This window comes from Arabiibacter massiliensis, from assembly GCF_902386925.1.
GTDB lineage: Bacteria > Actinomycetota > Coriobacteriia > Coriobacteriales > Eggerthellaceae > Arabiibacter > Arabiibacter massiliensis.
This window is the reverse complement of sequence record NZ_LR698996.1, coordinates 3234114-3251052: the sequence shown is the minus strand read 5'-3', so window position 1 is coordinate 3251052 and position 16939 is coordinate 3234114. Positions and strand designations below refer to the sequence as shown.

Below are 16939 nucleotides of genomic sequence, written 5' to 3'. Positions count from 1 at the left end.
TTGAGGCGCGCCTAGCACGCCAAAGGGGGTATTTCAACCAACTGCTTTCATGACCTGGGTAAATCAAATCGAAATCACCCGAATGTGACCATGCGGAAAACCGCTCGCGAGGCGCTGTGCTACAATGCGGCCTCGGAAGGAAAGGGGATCGGGCAAGCTGGAAGCCGTTCGGAGGGGGCGCGCCATGGAGTCGGAGCGATTCACCATGAAGGGGGTCCTCGCGCAAGGGGGGTCCGCCACGATGGTGGGCTACATGATGTACGCCGCGTGGGACTCGATGGAGCGCGACCGCTACCTGGCGGCCTACCAGGGCGCCGGCGAGATACCCATCCTCTGGTCGCCCGTGTTCCTCACCGTGGCGCTCCTGTGCGCGCTGGCGGCGTTCCTCGCGCGCAAGGACGTCGTGCGGACGGTGCGGCGCGAGCCCTTCTGCTGGGCCGTGCCCCTGGCGGCCTCGGCGTCGAGCATCACGCTGTGCCTCCAGCGCCTGGCCGGCGAGACGCCCAATCCCGTGCTCATCGCCACGTTCGCCGTGTGCATCGCCTGGTACGTGCTGGCGTGGGCCGAGCGCTTCGGCTCGCTGGGAGGCGTGCGGACGCTCGCCGTGCTGCTCGTGGCCGACGCGCTCTCGGCGCTGTTCCAGATCGTGTGCGTGCAGACGATGGGCTCCATGGCGCTGCTCGTCACCACGGCCCTCATGCCTCTCGCATCGTTCGCCCTCCTGCGCGCCACGCCGCGCGAGTCCGACGAAGAGCTGCGCCGCCTCTCCCCCACGGCCACGTGGAGCTGGGGGCTCGTCGCGGGCATCGGCGCGTTCGGCATGCTGTACTTCATGCTGCGCAGCATGCTCTACATCCACCCCTACAGCTACGTGGACTCCATCGTCGTGCCCGTGAGCTCGCTGCTCACGCTCGCCGTGCTGGCGGCGCTGGCGTTCGGGCTGCGCGCGAGCGGGCGCTTCATCGAGCGGTTCATCCCGTGCATGCTGGGCGTCGCCGTGCTGCTTTCCGCAGTGGCCATCGTGCTCACGTCGTTCTTCCAGGTGAGCGAGGTGTGGAGCATGCTCGTGGTGATGAGCAACCGCTGCGGGTTCATCGCGCTGGTCATCGCGCTCGCCGAGGCCTGCAAGCGCCAACGCGTGCACCCGATCGCGCTGTTCGGCGTAGGGTTCGCCGCGCTGTACGCGGGCTACTCGATAGGCGGGTTCATCGGCGTGAACCTGGCGCGCTACGACAGCAATGCGACGGGGCTCCTTCTGGGATGCTCGCTTTTAGCGCTGTTCTGCGTGGGGCTGGGCCTGGTGTGGATGTTCCGCACCCAGCGCGCCGAACAGCCGGCGGGGACAGGGGACGTCCCCGCGGAGGCGTCCGAAGCCGCCGCCCCCTCGCTCGACGAGTGCTACGAGCGCGCCATCCAGGGCCTCGCGTCGGCCTACGCCCTCTCGCCGCGCGAGGGCGAGGTGCTCATGCTGGTGGCGCGCGGGCGCAGCAGCACCTACATCTCCGAGGCGCTGTTCATCTCGCCCAACACCACGAAGAAGCACATCCAGCACGTCTACAAGAAGCTGGGCGTGCACTCCAACCAAGAGGCCATCGACCTCGTGGAAGAGGAGTGCCGCGCCCTCGCGTGACGGCGCGCCAGGGAGCGAAGCGCGCTTAGGCGAACCCGAGCGTCCGCGCGGTCTCGCCGAGGGGGCGGCCGCGATCCTCGGGCGCGAAGAGCGGACTGTCGAAGGCGATGGTCGCGGGGATGATCTTGGTGGGCTGCGGCGGGTTCTTGAACCAGTCGGCGCCCTCGTAGCAGCCGGGAACGCGCGTGCCGTCGACGGCCATCGGGATGTACACCTCGTAAGCCTTCTCCTGACCGGAGCCCTCCTCCCAGCCGTCGCGCCACACGCGGACGAAGTCGTCGCGGCCGGCAAGCTCGACGAGGCGCGCGAGCGTGACCTGCGGGTCGCATGCGACGAGCGCGACCAGGTGCGCGTTGCCATCGGCCAGGTTGAGGCGGCCCGCCACCTCGTTCACGATGAAGGCCTTATCGCCGCCCGCCGGATACTCGGCGTCGAGGAACGCCTTCGCGCCCTCCCGACCGATGCGCTCGCAGAATCGCGCGAGCCGCGCCCGCGCCGCCTCGTCCTCCGTGAAATGCCGATGATGCCTGATCGCGCCCACGAACTCCGCGCACGGGGTGTTCCATACGTCCATAACCGCTCCTCTCCGATGCCGCCCGCCACCGTGCGGGCGCTGGATCATCTTAAGAGCGCCAGCGGGTTCCGGGGAGGGCGCGCCCCGGACGCTCGCCGGGCGACAGGGGCGCTTTTGGCTGACGCCGCGCGGGATCCTTCGACTCCGCGCCTGGCGGCGCTCCGCTCAGGATGACAAGAGGGGCTTCGATCGGCGCTAACTGCTCTCGGGCAAAAAACAGCCCCCGCATGTCGCAGGGGCCATTCAGGCATTATCTTTGTTATAGCGCCTTACGCCTTGGTCACATTGCTGGCCTGGAGCTTGCCGTTCTGGCCGGTCGTCACGTCGAACTGGACCGCCTGGCCCTCGTCGAGCGTCTTGAACCCGTCCATCTTGATCTCAGAGAAGTGGACGAAGAGATCCTCGCCGTCGTTCTGGGAGATGAAGCCGTAGCCTTTTTCGGGGTTGAACCACTTCACGGTACCTTCTGCCATTTTAAATCCTCTTTCCTCTCCCCGATCCTTCGGGAAGGCAACACTGCATGCTGCATGGCGGCAGCACTTGCCCTCACCTCGAGAGCACGTACTTACTATACGCTATCCGAGCAGAAAAAGGCGCAGGATTCTGCTTTTCGCGGCTTTTTTACTGTTTTGTTGAGATTCGCACGGGCTGCCGGCCCCGAACGGAAGCCCGCCGACCCAAGCGCGTCACTCCTCGCGGCGCAGAGGCAGCTCGACGACCTCTGCGGACGAGCCGAGCGAGACGATGTCGATGATGGCCTCCTCGTCGGCCTCGCACGCGCCGTCCAGCAAAGACATCATCTCCTCGGGGGTGGCGGGAAGGTCCAGGCCGTAGGCGGCATCCAAGGATCGCGCCTGCTCGTGGCGCAGGTCGGCCAGGGAGTCCTCGCCCGCCTCCCGCAGGTAGGCAGACGCCAGCATGAGACTGCGCGCCACATGCTCCACCACGCGCGGGTCGGTGTCCGACACCTGCAGGATGGAGGCCATCGACTCCGGGGCCAGGGACAGCAGCGTGCCGCCGTCGATGTCCACCGCCTCGCCCACGGCGTCCTCCAGCATGTCGGCTGCGGCCTTGGGGTCGTGCTCCCTGCGGGAGACGAACCAGCTGCGGCGCACGATCTCCGCGAACTGCAGGAAGATGCGCATGAGGTAGTCTTGCTCGAGCACGGATCAGCCCTCCTTCGGGGGAGCGGGTATGCCCAGGTGGTCGTAGGCGCGCTCGGTGGCGACGCGGCCCTTCGGCGTGCGCACCATGAGGCCCTGCTGCATGAGGTAGGGCTCGTAGACGTCCTCGAGGGTGTCCGGATCCTCCGAGAGCGCGGAGGCGAGCGTGGTGAGGCCGACGGGCCGGCCGCCGAACTGCATGGCCAGAAGCTCGAGGATGCGGTTGTCCATGTTGTCGAGCCCGAGCGAGTCCACCTCGAAGAAGCTCAGGGCCTGGGCGGCCACGTCCTCGTCGATGTCGCCGTCGCCGCGCACCTGCGCCCAGTCGCGCACGCGCTTGAGCAGCCGGTTCGCCAACCGCGGGGTGCCTCGGCTGCGCCGGGCGATCTCGAGCGCGCCGTCCTCGGCGATGCTCACGCCTAAGATGGACGCCGAGCGCCGCACGATGGAGGCCAGCTCCTCGGGCGTGTAGTACTGCAGGCGGAACACGATGCCGAAGCGGTCGCGCAGGGGCCCCGTTAAAAGCCCCGTGCGCGTCGTGGCGCCGATGAGCGTGAAGTGCGGAAGGTCGAGGCGGATGGAGCGGGCGGCCGGGCCCTTCCCCACCACGATGTCGAGGGCGAAGTCCTCGAGCGCGGGATAGAGCACCTCCTCCACCATGCGGTTCAGGCGGTGGATCTCGTCGATGAACAGGACGTCGCCTTCCTCGAGGTTCGTGAGGATGGCCGCGAGGTCGCCCGTGCGCTCGATGGCCGGGCCGCTCGTGGTCTTGATGTTGGCGCCCAGCTCGTTGGCCACCACGGTGGCGAGCGTGGTCTTGCCGAGGCCCGGGGGGCCCGAGAACAGGATGTGGTCCACCACGTCGCCGCGCGCCTGAGCCGCCTCGATGAGGATGGCGAGCGACTCCTTGATCTTCGATTGCCCCAGGTAGTCGCCGAGGCGCTTGGGACGCAGGCTGCGGTCGAGCGCGAGATCGTCCTCGGTGAGCTCGGCCGCCACGGTACGCGCTCGCGCCTCGCCGCTCGAAGCCGGGCGCGCCTCGCCGGAAGCGGCGTCCGCCTCGAACACGAGCCCCTCTATTTCGATGCCGTTGTCAGCCATGGCCGCCTATCCGTTTCGTCGGCGCGGAGCGCCTACGCGTTCGATCCCAGTCGTTTCAGGGCGTATTGTACCAGCACTCCCTCGTCGCCGTCCTCGGGCGCGCCCTTGAGTGCGACGTCGGCCTCAGCAGAGGTGAATCCCATGGACAGGAGCGCCTCGCGCGCGCCCGCCAGCCGCTCCGCCGTGACGACCGCGGCGGGCGCTCCCTCGTCGAAGAGCGATGCGAGCCCCTGGTCGAACGAGCCCTTGAGCTCGAGGATGATGCGCGAGGCCGTCTTCTTGCCCACGCCGGGTATCCGCTGCACGGCGGCCACGTCCTGCGCCTGCACGGCTGCCACGAGCGCGGCGGGCGAGAACGCCGAAAGCGCCGCGAGCGCCACCTTCGGCCCCACCCCGCCCACGCTTATCAGGCGCTCGAACAGGGCCTTCTCCTCCAGGGTGAGGAACCCGTACAGCGCGATGCCGCTGTCGCTCACCTGCAGGTGGGTGTGCACCTCCACCGCGCCGCCCTTCTCGGGCAGCTTCGAGAGCGCCGCCTGCGACATGCCCACGGCGTAGCCGACGCCCGCCACCTCGACGTAGGCGGCGGAGGTGGTCTTTCCCGCCAGGGTGCCTTTCAGAAACGCGATCATCGCCGATCCTTTCCCGATTCGGGGGCGTCCAAGACCGAGCACGCCGCGCCCGTGCGCCGCGCGAAGCCCTCGTGCGTCGTGTAGCAGATGGCCGCGGCCAGCGCATCGGCCGCATGGTCGGGGCGCGGCACGTCGTCGAGCGCGAGCAGCTGGCGCACCATGTACTGCACCTGCTCCTTCTCGGCCGAGCCCTCCCCCACCACGGCGAGCTTGATCTGGCTCGGCGAGAACTCGAGCACCTCCAGCCCGCACTCGGCGCACGCCACGAGCGCGGCGCCGCGCGCCTGGCCCGTGGCGAAGGCGCTCTGCACGTTCACGCCGAACCACACCGTCTCGATGCCCACGCACGAGGGCTCGAACCGCGCGATGACGGCCGCCATCTGCTCGTGGATCTTGCGCAGGCGCTGCTCGAGCGGAGCGTCCTTCGACGTGGAGACGCATCCGTAGGCGCGGCATGCCAGACGCGGCCCGTTCTGCGCCACGACGCCCCAGCCGGTGTTCGCCAGCCCGGGATCGATGCCGAGTATGGTTCGTTCGGTGCGCGCCATCGTCGCCTTCCCGCCGCGCGCAAGCGGCGAAGGGCCGCGAACGTCGCCGCAAATCTCACAAACGTATGTTCGCAATCATCCTACCACAAAACCATGCGACAGGGACGGGAAAGTCGGCTTTTCCATAGCCCGACAGTCTTCGCGCGCCGTCACCTGCGCGCGGCCGGCTGCAGGCTGCCGCCTTCGCCGCCCTCGAGCGCGCGGGCCACCTCGCGCTCAAGCAGCGCCGGCAGCTCCGAGCGTCCGGCGATGCCGAGCTTCGCGTAGATGTTGTGGGCGTGCGTCTTCACCGTGCCCACCGAGATGAACGCCTGCGAGGCGATCTGCTGGTTGCTCATGTCGCGCGAGAGCATCTCGAGGATCTCCTCCTCGCGCTTCGTCAGATCGTAGCGCTTCGCCACCACCGGCACCGCCGTGGGCGCGGACGCCTCGCGGCGCAGGCGGACGTAGCCGGCCAGGTACAGGCAGGCGAACACGAGGTTCACCGCCCCCGACAGCTCCACGAACGCGTTGCGCGGGCTCGCCCATCCTGCGGCAAACGACGCGATCGACCAGGCAAGATAACCGACCGAGCACGCGGAGAACAGCGCGACGAGCACCATGGCCCTCCGCCGGCCGAGCACCCCGCCACCACCTCGGCCGTCGCGCAGCCCCGCGATGCCGATGCCCATGAGGTAGATCTGCACATCCACGCCATCGGCGACGGGGCCGTGCGCACGTCGCTCGATTCCTACGAGCGCGCCGAGGCGGCCAACGGCAAGCGCGACGCGCGCCACACCATGGTGCACGTGTGCGCCATCGCGCCCGAGGACATCAAGCGCTGCGCCGACCTCAAGGTGGTCAGCGACCTGCAGTTCCTCTGGATGTACAACGACCCGCTGTGCCAGCTGGAGACGGCGTTCATCGGACAGGAGCGCGCGTTCGCCATGTATCCGGCCAAGGACATGCTGGAGGCGGGCTGCATCCTGAGCGGCGGCAGCGACGGCGCCGTGACCGCCTACGACCCGCTGCTGGAGATCGAGGTGGGCATCACGCGTAACAGCCCCTTCCCCGGCGAGGAGGACGAGGACTTCTACCGCTGGAAGGAGCAGGGCCTCACCGCCTACCAGATGCTCGAGATGTACACGAAGAACGTGGCGTACGAGAACTTCATGGAGGACGTCGTGGGGACGATCGAGGTGGGAAAGAAGGCCGACCTCGTGGCGCTCGACCAGAACATCCTCGACGTCGACCCGAAGATGATCTCGGAGTCGAAGGTGCTCTACACCGTATCGAACGGCGACATCGTGTTCGAGGGATAGGCGCCGGGCAAGCCGTGCGCGCATGAAAGGCCCCGCAAGCATCATGCTCGCGGGGCCCCGTCTTTTACGCAGAATCGGCCGATCGGGCTCTACTCGGCGTCGAGCGCCTCGGCGATCTCGTCGGTGATGTCCATGGCGTGGTAGACGTTCTGCAGGTCTTCGAGTTCCTCGAGCTTGTCGATGAGGCGCATGACCTTCTTCGCGTCGGAGATGCTCACGGTGGCGGGCGTGGTGGGCTCCATCGTCATCTCGGCGCCCTTCACCTCGACGCCTTGCTCCTCGAGGCCCTTCTTCACGGCCATGAGGTCGGAGGGCGCGGTGTAGACGATCCACTCGTCGTCGGCGTCCTCGTAGTCCACGCCGCCGGCCTCGGCCACGGCCATCATGAACTCGTCCTCGTCAGCGGCGGCGCCGTTGGGGCCGATGGGGTTCTTCTTGTCGCCGGTCTCGATCTCCTTGGCAACCATGACCTGGCCCTTGCGCTCGAACATGAACGCCACGGAGCCGGAGGTGCCCAGGTTGCCGCCGTGATGGTTGAACGCCGCGCGCACGTCGGCGGCGGTGCGGTTGCGGTTGTCGGTGAGCGCCTCGCAGTACACGGCCACGCCGCAGGGGCCGTAGCCCTCGTAGACCACCGTCTCGTAGTTCGCGGCGTCCTTGCCGGAGCCGAACGCCTTGTCGATGGCGACTTTGATCTTATCCTTCGGGAGGGAGTAGCCCTTGGCCTTCTCGATGGCGGCCGCGAGCGACGCGTTGTTGTCGGGGTTGGGGTCGCCGCCCTCTTTCGCAGCCACCGTGATGTTGCGGCACAGTTTGCTGAACAGCGCGGAGCGCTTCGCGTCCACCGCTGCCTTACGATGCTTGGTTGTAGCCCACTTAGAATGCCCTGACATATACGTCCCTTCAATTGGTGCTCTTGCCAGCCGCCTATTCTAGCACACGAGTCAAATCCCCCGGTCGCCTTCCGCACGGTCTTCAAAAAACGGCTGTGGGGCCGAGGGGACGAATCGGCCTAATGCGCCGCCCGGAAAGCGGGCTTTTTGTCGAAGACGGCGCGGCTCACGCGAAAAACGGCATACGCCGCGAACACCGCCGTGTACACGGCGACGCTCGCCTGGGCGGCGGTGCCTCCTCCCAGCGCGGAAGGAAGGAGCATGCAGAGCAAATGGACATAGACGAGACCGAAGAACACATAGGCCCACCTCTGCAGCTTCACCCAGCTCTCGGCCCGCATGCGCCGTTTCACGAACTCAAGCGACGTCGCACCCAGAATCAGCAGCAGCGCAGACAATGCTGCGGCCACGAGGAAGGAAAGCGCGACGTTGCCCTTCACACCCGGGCCGAGGATGCGGGGAAGGTACGAGCCCGCGTACGCCGCGATGTGGCCGAGAGCTAGGATGCAGGCAGCCACGGACAGCTGGGCGCGCACGGGACGCAGCCAAAGCGACATGCGCGACGAGCGGGGCAGGCATCCGATGCCCATGACCACCGTGAACAAGGCGAGCGGCAGCAAGCACTTCTGAATCAAGGCGAAGGACGCCTTCCATAGCCATGCAGGCTCGCCGAAGACGAGCACGCACCCGAGGAGCGCGCCGACGGCCGCCACGATTCCATAGAACCATCCCGTATGCCGGAGGATGAAGGTGCGCGCCGCCACGCAAAGCACGGTCGTGGCGACGAGCACGGCCGCGAAGATCACCGCAAAGCCTCCTCCACCACGATCCGGTTCTCCTCGATGAAGCTTCTCGCAATCTTCACGAGCGCTGGATAGAAGGCAAGCTTGGCATGCTTTTCCACCCGCTCTTGAAGCAGGGGGAGCCAATTGAGCAGATGCTCGTCGATGAACGCTCGCTGCACGGCCAGCGCGTCATCGGCGGGCTCACCCGCCGAAAGGCGCGCCGCGATACGCCCGCTCACATGGGCCATGAACTCCAGCTCAAAAGCCAGGTGATCTTCCGGTACGTTGAGATCCGTCGGAACGACCAACCCGTTCGCCCGATAGACGCGCACAACATCATCCCGCGAGTCCTGCATGAGAATGCCCTCGTCCGAAGTGTACACGCTCTCGAACGGCACGGCCGTCTCGCCTTCGTGGATACCGGCCGCAAGGAAGATGCGAGCGTAATCGACCGCCAGATCCCGCCGCGCGTTCGCGCCGCGACGATCCAGATATGTGCGTATCTCGCGGCATCCCTGGGCCATCTGCGTACCGTCCTCGGGATAGTCGAACCCGCTGCGCGCCAGGCCCTGGATCTGCTCTTCGGTCAGCTCCAGGTAGAACATGCTGCCGAGCAGCCTGTAGAACGCCTCCGCGTTGGCGAAGAACTCGCGGGTATCGCCCCGCGTTTCCGCAGCCGCCCCCTTCGACGCCCCCTGCGTTCCTTCCGTCATCTCAACCACCTCGCTCGACTCGGATGCGCGCAGCTTGCTCGCGCCCTCCCCTCCCTCGAAAAGGGCCCTGGGCGGGAGGGAGGGGAACCCGCCCAGGGCTTTTGGAAATACGCCGCCTCAGTGGCGGGCAACCACGAATGTCAGACGTTGCTCACCTGCACGGCGTCGTCGCTCGCCCAGTCGGCGTACTTGGACGAGAGGATGTACACCGTCGAGGGCTTGTTGCCGTCATCGGCGAGCGCATGAAGATCAGCCTCGCCGTATGCCGCCAAAGCTCGGGACGCGTCGCTGTCCGGATCGTCCAGATCGCCATAGAACCGGGCTTCGCCGCAGCATGCTTTCACGCAGGCCGGCAGCTCCCCGGCGTCGGTGAGCGGCTTGCACAGCGTGCATTTGTGCACCGTGCCCGCCTCTTCGTAAAACGTTCGGACCCCATAGGGGCACGCCGAGAGGCACGACTTGCAGCCGATGCAGTTCTCCTCGCTCACCAAGACGACGCCGGTTTCCTCGTCACGGTACGACGCGCCCGTCGGGCACACCTCGATGCAGGGGGCGTTCTCGCATTGCTGGCACATCGTAGGCAGCCAACACTGTTGGATATGGGGGAACGTCCCCGAAGGCCCCACCGGCGTCACGCGGCTCCAGTAGCTGCCGAGCGGCACATCGTTCTCCTGTTTGCATGCGACCTCGCACCCGTAGCATCCGATGCAGCGGTTGAGATCGACGACGATAGCGTTACGCGTCATAGACGGCATAACCTCCTCCCGTTTCCTCGGAGGACTCGGGCAGCCACGGAACGAAGTCCGTCGGCTCGACCCAGACGCCCTCCGGCGCGCTTCCCGCCTTCGTCACCTTGACGGTGAAGCCGCGCAGCGTGTACGTGCCGAACTCCGGATTGTACGGAGCGTCGTTCTTCGTGAGCATGTTGACGTTCATGACCTTCCACGCCCTGCTGGGGTCATCGCTGTCCAACAGCTCCGGATTCCAGAAGCGTTCCTGGTAGATAACCCTTGGAGCGATGCCCTCGGTCACATGGACGCGGCCCTGGATCTTGCCGCGACGCGACTCCACGTAGCACCAGTCGCCCTCTTCCACGCCGATCTCGGCCGCGGTCACCGGGTTGATCCATGTTTCGGGCACCGGGTACATCTCCCTCATCCACGGGACGTTGCGCAAGGTCCCGTGATGGTACATGGGCACGCGGCCCTCGGTGAGGACGTAGGGGTACTCGTCGTCCGCAAGCGGCGACTCGGCCGGCTCCTCGTATTTCGGCAGCGGCAGGTAGTCGACGGACGCGGGAGGCAGCACGTAGTTGTCCCAGAACGACGACCCCGTCGGGCCGCCCGTGCGCCCCGTGATGGTCATGGCCTCGGCGTAGGGCTCCATGCGGTGCGAGTTGGTGGCGAAGCCGGCGGGCAGGCCGGTCTCGGGATCCTTCTTCTCGTAGCTCTCGTAGCTCGAGGTGATCCATTCCTCCATGGGCATGAACTCGGCGGGCAGCTTCTCGCAGCACTGCTCCCACGTCCATTCCTCGCCGAACGACTTGCTCATGAACGCGGCCAGGTAGCCCTTGTACTCGTCGTACGTCTTCCAGTATGGGCCGGCCGCGCCGCAGTTCTCCGCCTCGAAGGCCATCTGGGCCTCCTTGTGCCCGCGCTCGGCAAGCGCCGCCACGATCCACGACCAGATGAGCGTCTCGTCCACATGCTCAAAGGTGTGCACCACGTCGCGCCTGATGAGCCACACGTTGCATCGGTCGGCGCCGTAGGCGGTCTCGAGCCATTCCGCCGTCGGGAGGATCATATCGGCCAATTCGATGGACGTGGTCGTGGGGTACATGTACATGTGGACGATGAACTTCATCTTCTTCATGGCCTCGAGGAAGGTGGAGGCGTCGCCCACCATGGCCAGCTTGTTGCCCGAACGGTCGATCCACATCTCGGGCATGTACGGCTCGCCGGTGTTCATCGCGTTCATGATAGTGGGGATGTGGGAAGCCATCCAGTAGTTCAGCCCCTTGTGCTCGATGACACCCAGACGGCGGTTCACCACCTCCTCCTTAGGCGACAGCGGCGTGGGTCCGAACAGGTTGAACGGGAACAGGAAGTACGTCCCGAGCGACTGGTTCTTGCGGCTCTGGATGGTGTTGCCCTGATGGCACGCGTTGCCCATGAGCGACTCCACAATGGTCACCGCTTCAGGAACCTGCGCTGACTGCGCATACTGGTCAGTGGCGACTCCGATCGAGATGCCAGAGTGGGGAGAACCCTCGCAGTACGCCTTCACGGCCGCCTCGATGGAGTCCGCCTCGCACCAGCACACCTCGGCGGTGCGCTCAAGCGTCCATTCCTCGCAGTTCTCCCAGGCGGCGCGGAACGCCGTACGGCTCCTCTTCCCGTCGATCTCGAACTCGCCGTCGAGCACGGGGTCGAGCGATTCGTCCTGGGGATAGGGCATGGCCTTCGGGGAATCGGTCTTGGCATCCCACACCACGTAGTCGGTCGCCTCCCCCAAGCCCAGCTCGTCGGCATGGTAGAGGAGCATGGTCTCTTCGTTGACGAGGAAGGGCAGGTTCGTCCACTTGACGCACCATTCCTCGTCGTAGAGCTTGTTCTCGATGATGTAGCGGGTCCAGCCGTTCGCCATAGCTACGTCGGTGCCGGGACGAACCGGCAGCCAGACGTCCGCCTTCGCGGCATCGGGGGTGAAGCGCGGATCCACCACGACCGTCTTCATGCCCCGCATGCGCAGCTCGTTCACGGCGCGGCCGCCCGAGGGCACGTGGCTCTGCGACGGGTCGGTGCCCCACATGACCAGGCAGTTCGGGATCGTCTCGGTATAGTAGATCTCGCCCACGGTGGAATCGGCGATGGAGGTGTCGTTGCAGCCGTTCAGCATCGGCTGGGTGCACATGCGCGGAAGGTAGCACTGCGCGCATCCCGGCTCGAAGAAGTTGCCGCCGCCGAACGCCTGCAGGAAACGGTGCAGTCCGAAGAACTGCGGGTTTCCGCCGCCGCCCGTCGAGATGACGAGCTTCATGGGATCCTTCTCGTAGATCTCCATGAGGTTGTCGGCGATGGTGTCGATCGCCTCCTTCCACGTTATGCGCTCCCACTCGTTGGTTCCGCGCTCGCCGACGCGCTTCATGGGATATTTCATGCGGTTCGGGTTGTACAGCGCCTGAATGCCCGCAAGGCCCTTCGCGCATATGCGGCCCTTGGACATCGGATCGATCGGATCGCCCTCGATCTTCACGACGCGCCCGTTCTTGACATGGACCAGCACGCCGCAGTTCGAAATGCACGCGCGACACGAGGAGTGGACGATCTCCACCGCCTCATCTTCGGGCGCGCCGACGACGGGTTCCGTCTCCTCCATATGGGAGCATCCGGTCACCGCACACGCGGCTGCGGCCGCGCCGGCAACCTTAAGAAAGTTGCGGCGCGTCAGCGTTGCCTGACTCATACGCGTTCCTCCTCCTTCTCTCTCGCCTTTCATCTGGAAGCATGGGTCACGCCCGGTCGAGGATGGCCAGGCCCTTCTCGCTCGTGATCCACGTCCCCCCATTCCAAGCGAGCGCGCCGATATGCTCGAGCGCGCCCGTGAAATAGCTGGCATGGAGGCCGTCGATGCCCCTGGCGGGGTCGGTCTCCAGCATGTTCTCGCGCTTCAAAGCGTCTTGGAGCGCGCTCGTGGTCTTGCCCGCGGCCCCAGCGCACAGTGCCAGCACCAGTTGGAACGCCGGCGCGCGATGGGGGCATGAGGCGATTATGCTTTCGAGCGAGAGGCTTTCGGCAACGCGCGCGGCGGCACCTTCGCCCACGCTCGTGGTCTGGAGAAGGAAAAGAGCCTCCGCCCCCTCCGGGATGCCGTCGTCTTGCTGGAAGTCCTCCACGCTGCCGTCGTAGGGTTCGCCGTCGACGAGCACCGTGCGGGCGAGCGCGCCGCAGTTCACCAGAGCCGAGACGATGCCTGACGCGCTTTGCACCTGGAATTTGGACGTGCGGAGGCCGTCGCACATCGACAGGACGTCTTCCTCGTTTTGAGCGTTCCGACAACAGTCAAGCACTGTCAGGTATATGTCGCGGTATGCCGGATTCCCCTCGAGAACCCGCACCGCCCCATCTTCGGCATCGACGAAACTGGCCATACGCCCTCCCCCCTCTCGGCTGCCGGCTCGATCTCAAGCTCGGCAGTCGCCATTGTAGGAAGGAGAAGAGGGAGGGAAATCGCCCACGGTGAGTGAATGGCGGCCGAAACGCCGAACCACTCATCTTGAGTGATGGCCGACCAGGCGTTATCGCTGCTTCGCACGCTCCATTTCGCGCTCCACGAGCTCCATGAGCTCGTGGCGGCTGTGAACGTCCAGCTTCATGTAGATCTTCTTGATGTGCGTGCGCACGGTGTTGAAGGACACGAACAGCTCGTCTGCCATGGCCCTCGCATCCTTGCCCGACGCCAGCAGCGGAAGGACGTCGGCCTCGCGAGGGGACAGCCCGTACTCCAAGGCCACGCGCGCGCAGAGACGCTGCAGGGACAACCGGTAATCATCCAACGCCGGAGCTTCGGCATTGTTGACGATGCCGGGCGCTTCGCTGCGAGAGGGCATCGCCTCAGGGGGCTCGGCATCGAACCCCTCGCCATTCTCGGGATACGGCCTCATGAGCGCATAGATATCCTCCCGCCGAAGCAGGAACAATGCCGCCAGGACGCACGCCACGAGGGAGGCTACGGTCACGGAGAGCAGGGCGCCCGATCCAGCTTCGTGCAGCAAAGCACCCGTCGCGAACCCCGCGGCGGTTCCGACGCAGGCCGCACCGAACCCCATGCCAACCACCCGCACAGCGGACGCCCCCGAGCGGAACGACGCGCAGCAGAGCAGACCCCACAGGCACACGAGCGTGATGCCGAACAGAACCGACGACACGTTGCCCATGGTGGTCGCGTCGACGTTCAAAAGAGAGAGGAGCAGGACCGCCGCGACCGAGGCGGAGAAGAGCGCGTAGCACAGCGTGCCGAACGACGCGTCCCGGGGCATGGCCGCCACCAACGCGGCGATGGCGGCGGCGGCTAAGATCAAGCCCATCGCCACGACGCTTCGGGAAGTCGCGAATTCGCCGGCATCGATGAGGTTCGGATAATACCCCCGCGTGATGCTCAGCAAGAAGACAAGCACGACCACGTAGGCGATCAGTCGCCAGAACGAGCGGGGGCAGCGCAAGGGCTCGACGGCGACTTCGCCCTCCTCCGAGCCGGCTTCGCCCATGAAGAGGAAGCACGCCGACAGAGGCAGGAGCAGCACCGCAGTAAGAACGGAGGCTCCCTTCAGCCCGCACATGAGCATCATGATGGCGAAGGAGTACACGAGAATGCCCAGGATAAGGGAGGCGCACATGCCCACCAGCATGTTCTTGGCGTCTATCTCGGAGAACAGCTCCGCCGCCCGCAAAGCGACGAGCGCCGTCGCAAAACCCGTGAGCAGAGCGGCGATGCAGAACACCGGGCCGGGAACCACGTCGGCCCGCAAGACGGCGAGGGTGGACAGGGCCCCTACGCACGATGCGACCGCAGCCTGAGCCTTGCCGAGAAGATGCGACTGGACCCAGACGGGAGCAGCGCTCGCGACCATTAAGCATGCCGACAGGGCGAGCGTGGACAAGACGAACGCGAGCGATGTGGCCCGGTTCGCGTCTCCCGCGTCGGGAGCCAGGATGTCAGTGCTGTAGATCAGGGTGACCCACGCGATCCACAAGCCCACTCCTACCAACCTGGCACTTGGCACATACCCCGAAAGCCCCTCGCGCATCGGATCCCCCTCGTCGCAGAACCGCTCGTCCGGGAAATTGTAGCACTCCCGCCGCCCCCGTTAACGAACCGGCTTGCGATAAACCGTCCGCTATTCTCCGCATGATTTGCGGAGAATAGCTCGACATTCGCCGCATCTTCGGGTACAGTGGGCCCATGTACCTTCACGAACATACCGACTGGACGCGATTCTCCTGGGATGCCGCCGAGCTGGCCCCGCTTCTGTGTGAGGCGAGCTTCGCGCGCGGCGAGCTGCGCGGCCTCATGGAGCACGTGGGCTTCCAGCTCGAGGCCGAGATGGAGGTGGACGCGCTGGCCGGCGAGGTGGTGGCCTCGTCGCTCATCGAGGGAGTGGAGCTTGACGCGGCCAAGGTGCGCTCTTCGGTGTCGCGCCAGCTGGGGCTGGAGGAGCCCGGCGCCGTCGACGACACGCGGGATGTCGATGGCGTGGTGTCGGTCATGATGGACGCCACGCGCAACTGCGATGCGCCGCTCATGCGCGAGCGTTTGTGCGGATGGCACAACGCGCTGTTCCCCACCGGCTACAGCGGCTTGCGCAGGATCGCCGTCGCGCGCTTTCGCGAGCGCCCCATGAGCGTGGTCAGCGGCCCCGTGGGTAGGGAGAAGGTTCATTTCCGGGCGCCTGAGGCCGAGCGCGTTGGCGGCCTCATGGACGAATTTCTCGCCTGGTTCGACGTCGACTCGCCCGAGGATCCGCTGGTGAAAGCCGGCATCGCCCACCTGTGGTTCCTGACAATCCACCCCTTCGACGACGGCAACGGGCGCATCGCGCGAGCGCTCACCGAAATGCTGCTGGCGCGAGCCGACCGCAGCCCCCGGCGCTACTACAGTATGGCCCGGCATGTCCTGTCGCATCGCGAGGGGTATTACGCCGCCTTGGAGCGAGCCCAGAAGGGCACGAGCGACGCGACGGAGTGGCTCGCCTGGTTCCTCCGCGCGCTGACCGCCTCGATCGAGGAGAGCGCCTGCGCCGTGCGCGGCGCGCTCGAGCGGGAGACGTTTTGGAAGTCGCTCGAAGGAGTGCCTTTGAACGAGCGGCAGCGGAGCATGCTGAGCAGGCTGAAAGGCGGCTTCGAAGGGAAGCTCACGTCGCGGAAGTGGGCCAAGATGTGCAAGGTGTCGCCCGACACGGCGCTGCGCGACATCAACGACCTCGTGGAGAAAGGCGTCCTGGAACGCGAGGCGGGCGGCGGGCGCAGCACGTCGTACGCAGTGAGGCCTCTCAGCTGAGAGGGCTCACCGAACGTGCTCTACACCAGCTTCACGGTGGCGCCGCTGGCGACGGTGGCTCCCTCCTCGGCGCAGGTCTTGGCCTCGTCGAGTAGCGCGCGGGCATCGGCCAAAAGCATTTGGACGGCGTGCAGCTTCTCGGACGCGGACGTGTTCCCCGCGTCGCCGGCCACGTGGGCCAGCTTGTGGGCCCAGCGGTAGCCGAGGGCCGTGTAGTCGTCGATCATGTCGATCATCTGCCCGAACTGGTCGACGTTCATTCCGTTGGTGCACATGACGGTTGTCCTTTCTTCGAGGTTCCTGTCATCCTGAGCGAGCGAAGCGAGTCGAAGGATCCCGTGCGGCGATAGCAGTGGCGCTTACGGCTGGCGCCGCGGGGGATCCTTCGACTCCGCGCTTCGCGCTCCGCTCAGGATGACAAAAGGGGCTCTTCGCTCGCTCAGGATGACAAAAGGGAGCGTTCGCTCGCTCAGGCAAAAAGCCTCCGCGCGCCGGGCCTCCGGGGAGGGAGGGATGGAGGGCCGGCGGGAGGGATGGAGGGCC

Annotated in this window: 18 protein-coding genes; 3 read left to right on the top strand and 15 right to left on the bottom strand. The window is 66.2% G+C overall.

Annotated features, from left to right (window positions below):
* Positions 1 to 184: 184 nt before the first annotated feature.
* Entirely contained in the window at positions 185 to 1630 is a 1446-nt protein-coding gene (locus FX134_RS13910; RefSeq protein ID WP_087881584.1) for a response regulator transcription factor, read from the top strand.
* 25 nt (positions 1631 to 1655) lie between these two features.
* On the opposite strand, the gene FX134_RS13905 is transcribed toward FX134_RS13910, so the two are convergent.
* From FX134_RS13905 to FX134_RS13875, 7 genes are all read right to left on the bottom strand, one after another.
* Entirely contained in the window at positions 1656 to 2204 is a 549-nt protein-coding gene (locus FX134_RS13905; RefSeq protein ID WP_080803260.1) for a hypothetical protein, read from the bottom strand.
* Positions 2205 to 2473: 269 nt separating this feature from the next.
* Positions 2474 to 2677 carry a cold-shock protein gene (locus FX134_RS13900; RefSeq protein WP_015539962.1) on the bottom strand — a complete coding sequence of 68 codons (204 nt, stop codon included), beginning with the start codon at positions 2675 to 2677 and terminating at the stop codon, positions 2474 to 2476.
* A gap of 213 nt (positions 2678 to 2890) precedes the next feature.
* Positions 2891 to 3370 (bottom strand): hypothetical protein, encoded by a 480-nt coding sequence (locus FX134_RS13895; RefSeq protein ID WP_080803257.1) that lies wholly within the window; start codon positions 3368 to 3370, stop codon positions 2891 to 2893.
* A gap of 3 nt (positions 3371 to 3373) precedes the next feature.
* Entirely contained in the window at positions 3374 to 4468 is a 1095-nt protein-coding gene (gene ruvB, locus FX134_RS13890; RefSeq protein ID WP_080803255.1) for a Holliday junction branch migration DNA helicase RuvB, read from the bottom strand.
* 32 nt (positions 4469 to 4500) lie between these two features.
* Positions 4501 to 5100, bottom strand: a complete 600-nt coding sequence (ruvA, locus tag FX134_RS13885) for a Holliday junction branch migration protein RuvA (RefSeq protein ID WP_080803252.1) — start codon at positions 5098 to 5100, stop codon at positions 4501 to 4503.
* Positions 5097 to 5648 (bottom strand): crossover junction endodeoxyribonuclease RuvC, encoded by a 552-nt coding sequence (gene ruvC, locus FX134_RS13880; RefSeq protein WP_080803250.1) that lies wholly within the window; start codon positions 5646 to 5648, stop codon positions 5097 to 5099. Before ruvC ends, ruvA begins: the two co-directional genes overlap by 4 nt.
* 149 nt (positions 5649 to 5797) lie before the next feature.
* Complete coding sequence (locus tag FX134_RS13875; RefSeq protein ID WP_232050968.1) at positions 5798 to 6334, bottom strand: LuxR C-terminal-related transcriptional regulator; 537 nt, start codon at positions 6332 to 6334, stop codon at positions 5798 to 5800.
* 24 nt (positions 6335 to 6358) lie between these two features.
* On the opposite strand from FX134_RS13875, the gene FX134_RS13870 reads away from it, so the two are divergent.
* Positions 6359 to 6949 (top strand): amidohydrolase family protein, encoded by a 591-nt coding sequence (locus FX134_RS13870; protein WP_232050967.1) that lies wholly within the window; start codon positions 6359 to 6361, stop codon positions 6947 to 6949.
* 89 nt (positions 6950 to 7038) lie between these two features.
* On the opposite strand, the gene FX134_RS13865 is transcribed toward FX134_RS13870, so the two are convergent.
* The 7 genes from FX134_RS13865 to FX134_RS13835 all read right to left on the bottom strand — a co-directional run bounded on the left by FX134_RS13865 (position 7039) and on the right by FX134_RS13835 (position 15092).
* On the bottom strand, positions 7039 to 7842 hold the full coding sequence (locus FX134_RS13865) for a YebC/PmpR family DNA-binding transcriptional regulator (protein WP_080803247.1): 804 nt from the start codon (positions 7840 to 7842) through the stop codon (positions 7039 to 7041).
* A gap of 119 nt (positions 7843 to 7961) precedes the next feature.
* Positions 7962 to 8648: a ferric reductase-like transmembrane domain-containing protein gene (locus FX134_RS13860; protein ID WP_080803244.1), complete on the bottom strand. Its 687-nt coding sequence runs from the start codon at positions 8646 to 8648 to the stop codon at positions 7962 to 7964.
* Positions 8645 to 9340 (bottom strand): TorD/DmsD family molecular chaperone, encoded by a 696-nt coding sequence (locus tag FX134_RS13855; protein ID WP_143412213.1) that lies wholly within the window; start codon positions 9338 to 9340, stop codon positions 8645 to 8647. The genes FX134_RS13860 and FX134_RS13855 overlap by 4 nt, the downstream gene beginning before the upstream one ends.
* Positions 9341 to 9480: 140 nt before the next feature.
* Positions 9481 to 10086 (bottom strand): 4Fe-4S dicluster domain-containing protein, encoded by a 606-nt coding sequence (locus FX134_RS13850; RefSeq protein ID WP_080803238.1) that lies wholly within the window; start codon positions 10084 to 10086, stop codon positions 9481 to 9483.
* Positions 10076 to 12805 (bottom strand): molybdopterin-containing oxidoreductase family protein, encoded by a 2730-nt coding sequence (locus FX134_RS13845; RefSeq protein ID WP_080803235.1) that lies wholly within the window; start codon positions 12803 to 12805, stop codon positions 10076 to 10078. Before FX134_RS13845 ends, FX134_RS13850 begins: the two co-directional genes overlap by 11 nt.
* Before the next feature lie 46 nt (positions 12806 to 12851).
* The gene (locus FX134_RS13840) at positions 12852 to 13361 is read right to left on the bottom strand and encodes a hypothetical protein (protein WP_080803232.1); all 510 of its coding nucleotides are present in this window, start codon (positions 13359 to 13361) and stop codon (positions 12852 to 12854) included.
* Positions 13362 to 13637: 276 nt separating this feature from the next.
* The gene (locus FX134_RS13835) at positions 13638 to 15092 is read right to left on the bottom strand and encodes a helix-turn-helix transcriptional regulator (RefSeq protein WP_172623502.1); all 1455 of its coding nucleotides are present in this window, start codon (positions 15090 to 15092) and stop codon (positions 13638 to 13640) included.
* Between the two features lie 209 nt (positions 15093 to 15301).
* Between FX134_RS13835 and FX134_RS13830 the strand changes: the two genes are divergently transcribed.
* Positions 15302 to 16396, top strand: coding sequence for a Fic family protein (locus FX134_RS13830; protein ID WP_080803226.1), 1095 nt, complete (start codon positions 15302 to 15304; stop codon positions 16394 to 16396).
* Between the two features lie 20 nt (positions 16397 to 16416).
* Here the strand turns inward: FX134_RS13830 and FX134_RS13825 are convergent, their stop codons facing one another.
* A complete protein-coding gene (locus FX134_RS13825) occupies positions 16417 to 16671 on the bottom strand; it encodes a dynein gamma chain protein (RefSeq protein WP_080803224.1) in 255 nt (84 codons plus the stop codon).
* Positions 16672 to 16939: the final 268 nt, after the last annotated feature.

Bases quoted from the DNA above. Each gene is read 5' to 3' on its own strand.
- FX134_RS13850 (WP_080803238.1), bottom strand. From the start codon at position 10,086: ATGACGCGTAACGCTATCGTCGTCGATCTCAACCGCTGCATCGGATGC.
- FX134_RS13910 (WP_087881584.1), top strand. From the start codon at position 185: ATGGAGTCGGAGCGATTCACCATGAAGGGGGTCCTCGCGCAAGGGGGG.
- FX134_RS13905 (WP_080803260.1), bottom strand. From the start codon at position 2,204: ATGGACGTATGGAACACCCCGTGCGCGGAGTTCGTGGGCGCGATCAGG.
- ruvC (WP_080803250.1), bottom strand. From the start codon at position 5,648: ATGGCGCGCACCGAACGAACCATACTCGGCATCGATCCCGGGCTGGCG.
- FX134_RS13900 (WP_015539962.1), bottom strand. From the start codon at position 2,677: ATGGCAGAAGGTACCGTGAAGTGGTTCAACCCCGAAAAAGGCTACGGC.
- FX134_RS13840 (WP_080803232.1), bottom strand. From the start codon at position 13,361: ATGTGCGACGGCCTCCGCACGTCCAAATTCCAGGTGCAAAGCGCGTCA.
- FX134_RS13845 (WP_080803235.1), bottom strand. From the start codon at position 12,805: ATGAGTCAGGCAACGCTGACGCGCCGCAACTTTCTTAAGGTTGCCGGC.
- FX134_RS13830 (WP_080803226.1), top strand. From the start codon at position 15,302: ATGTACCTTCACGAACATACCGACTGGACGCGATTCTCCTGGGATGCC.
- FX134_RS13865 (WP_080803247.1), bottom strand. From the start codon at position 7,842: ATGTCAGGGCATTCTAAGTGGGCTACAACCAAGCATCGTAAGGCAGCG.
- ruvB (WP_080803255.1), bottom strand. From the start codon at position 4,468: ATGGCTGACAACGGCATCGAAATAGAGGGGCTCGTGTTCGAGGCGGAC.
- ruvA (WP_080803252.1), bottom strand. From the start codon at position 5,100: ATGATCGCGTTTCTGAAAGGCACCCTGGCGGGAAAGACCACCTCCGCC.
- FX134_RS13855 (WP_143412213.1), bottom strand. From the start codon at position 9,340: ATGACGGAAGGAACGCAGGGGGCGTCGAAGGGGGCGGCTGCGGAAACG.
- FX134_RS13825 (WP_080803224.1), bottom strand. From the start codon at position 16,671: ATGTGCACCAACGGAATGAACGTCGACCAGTTCGGGCAGATGATCGAC.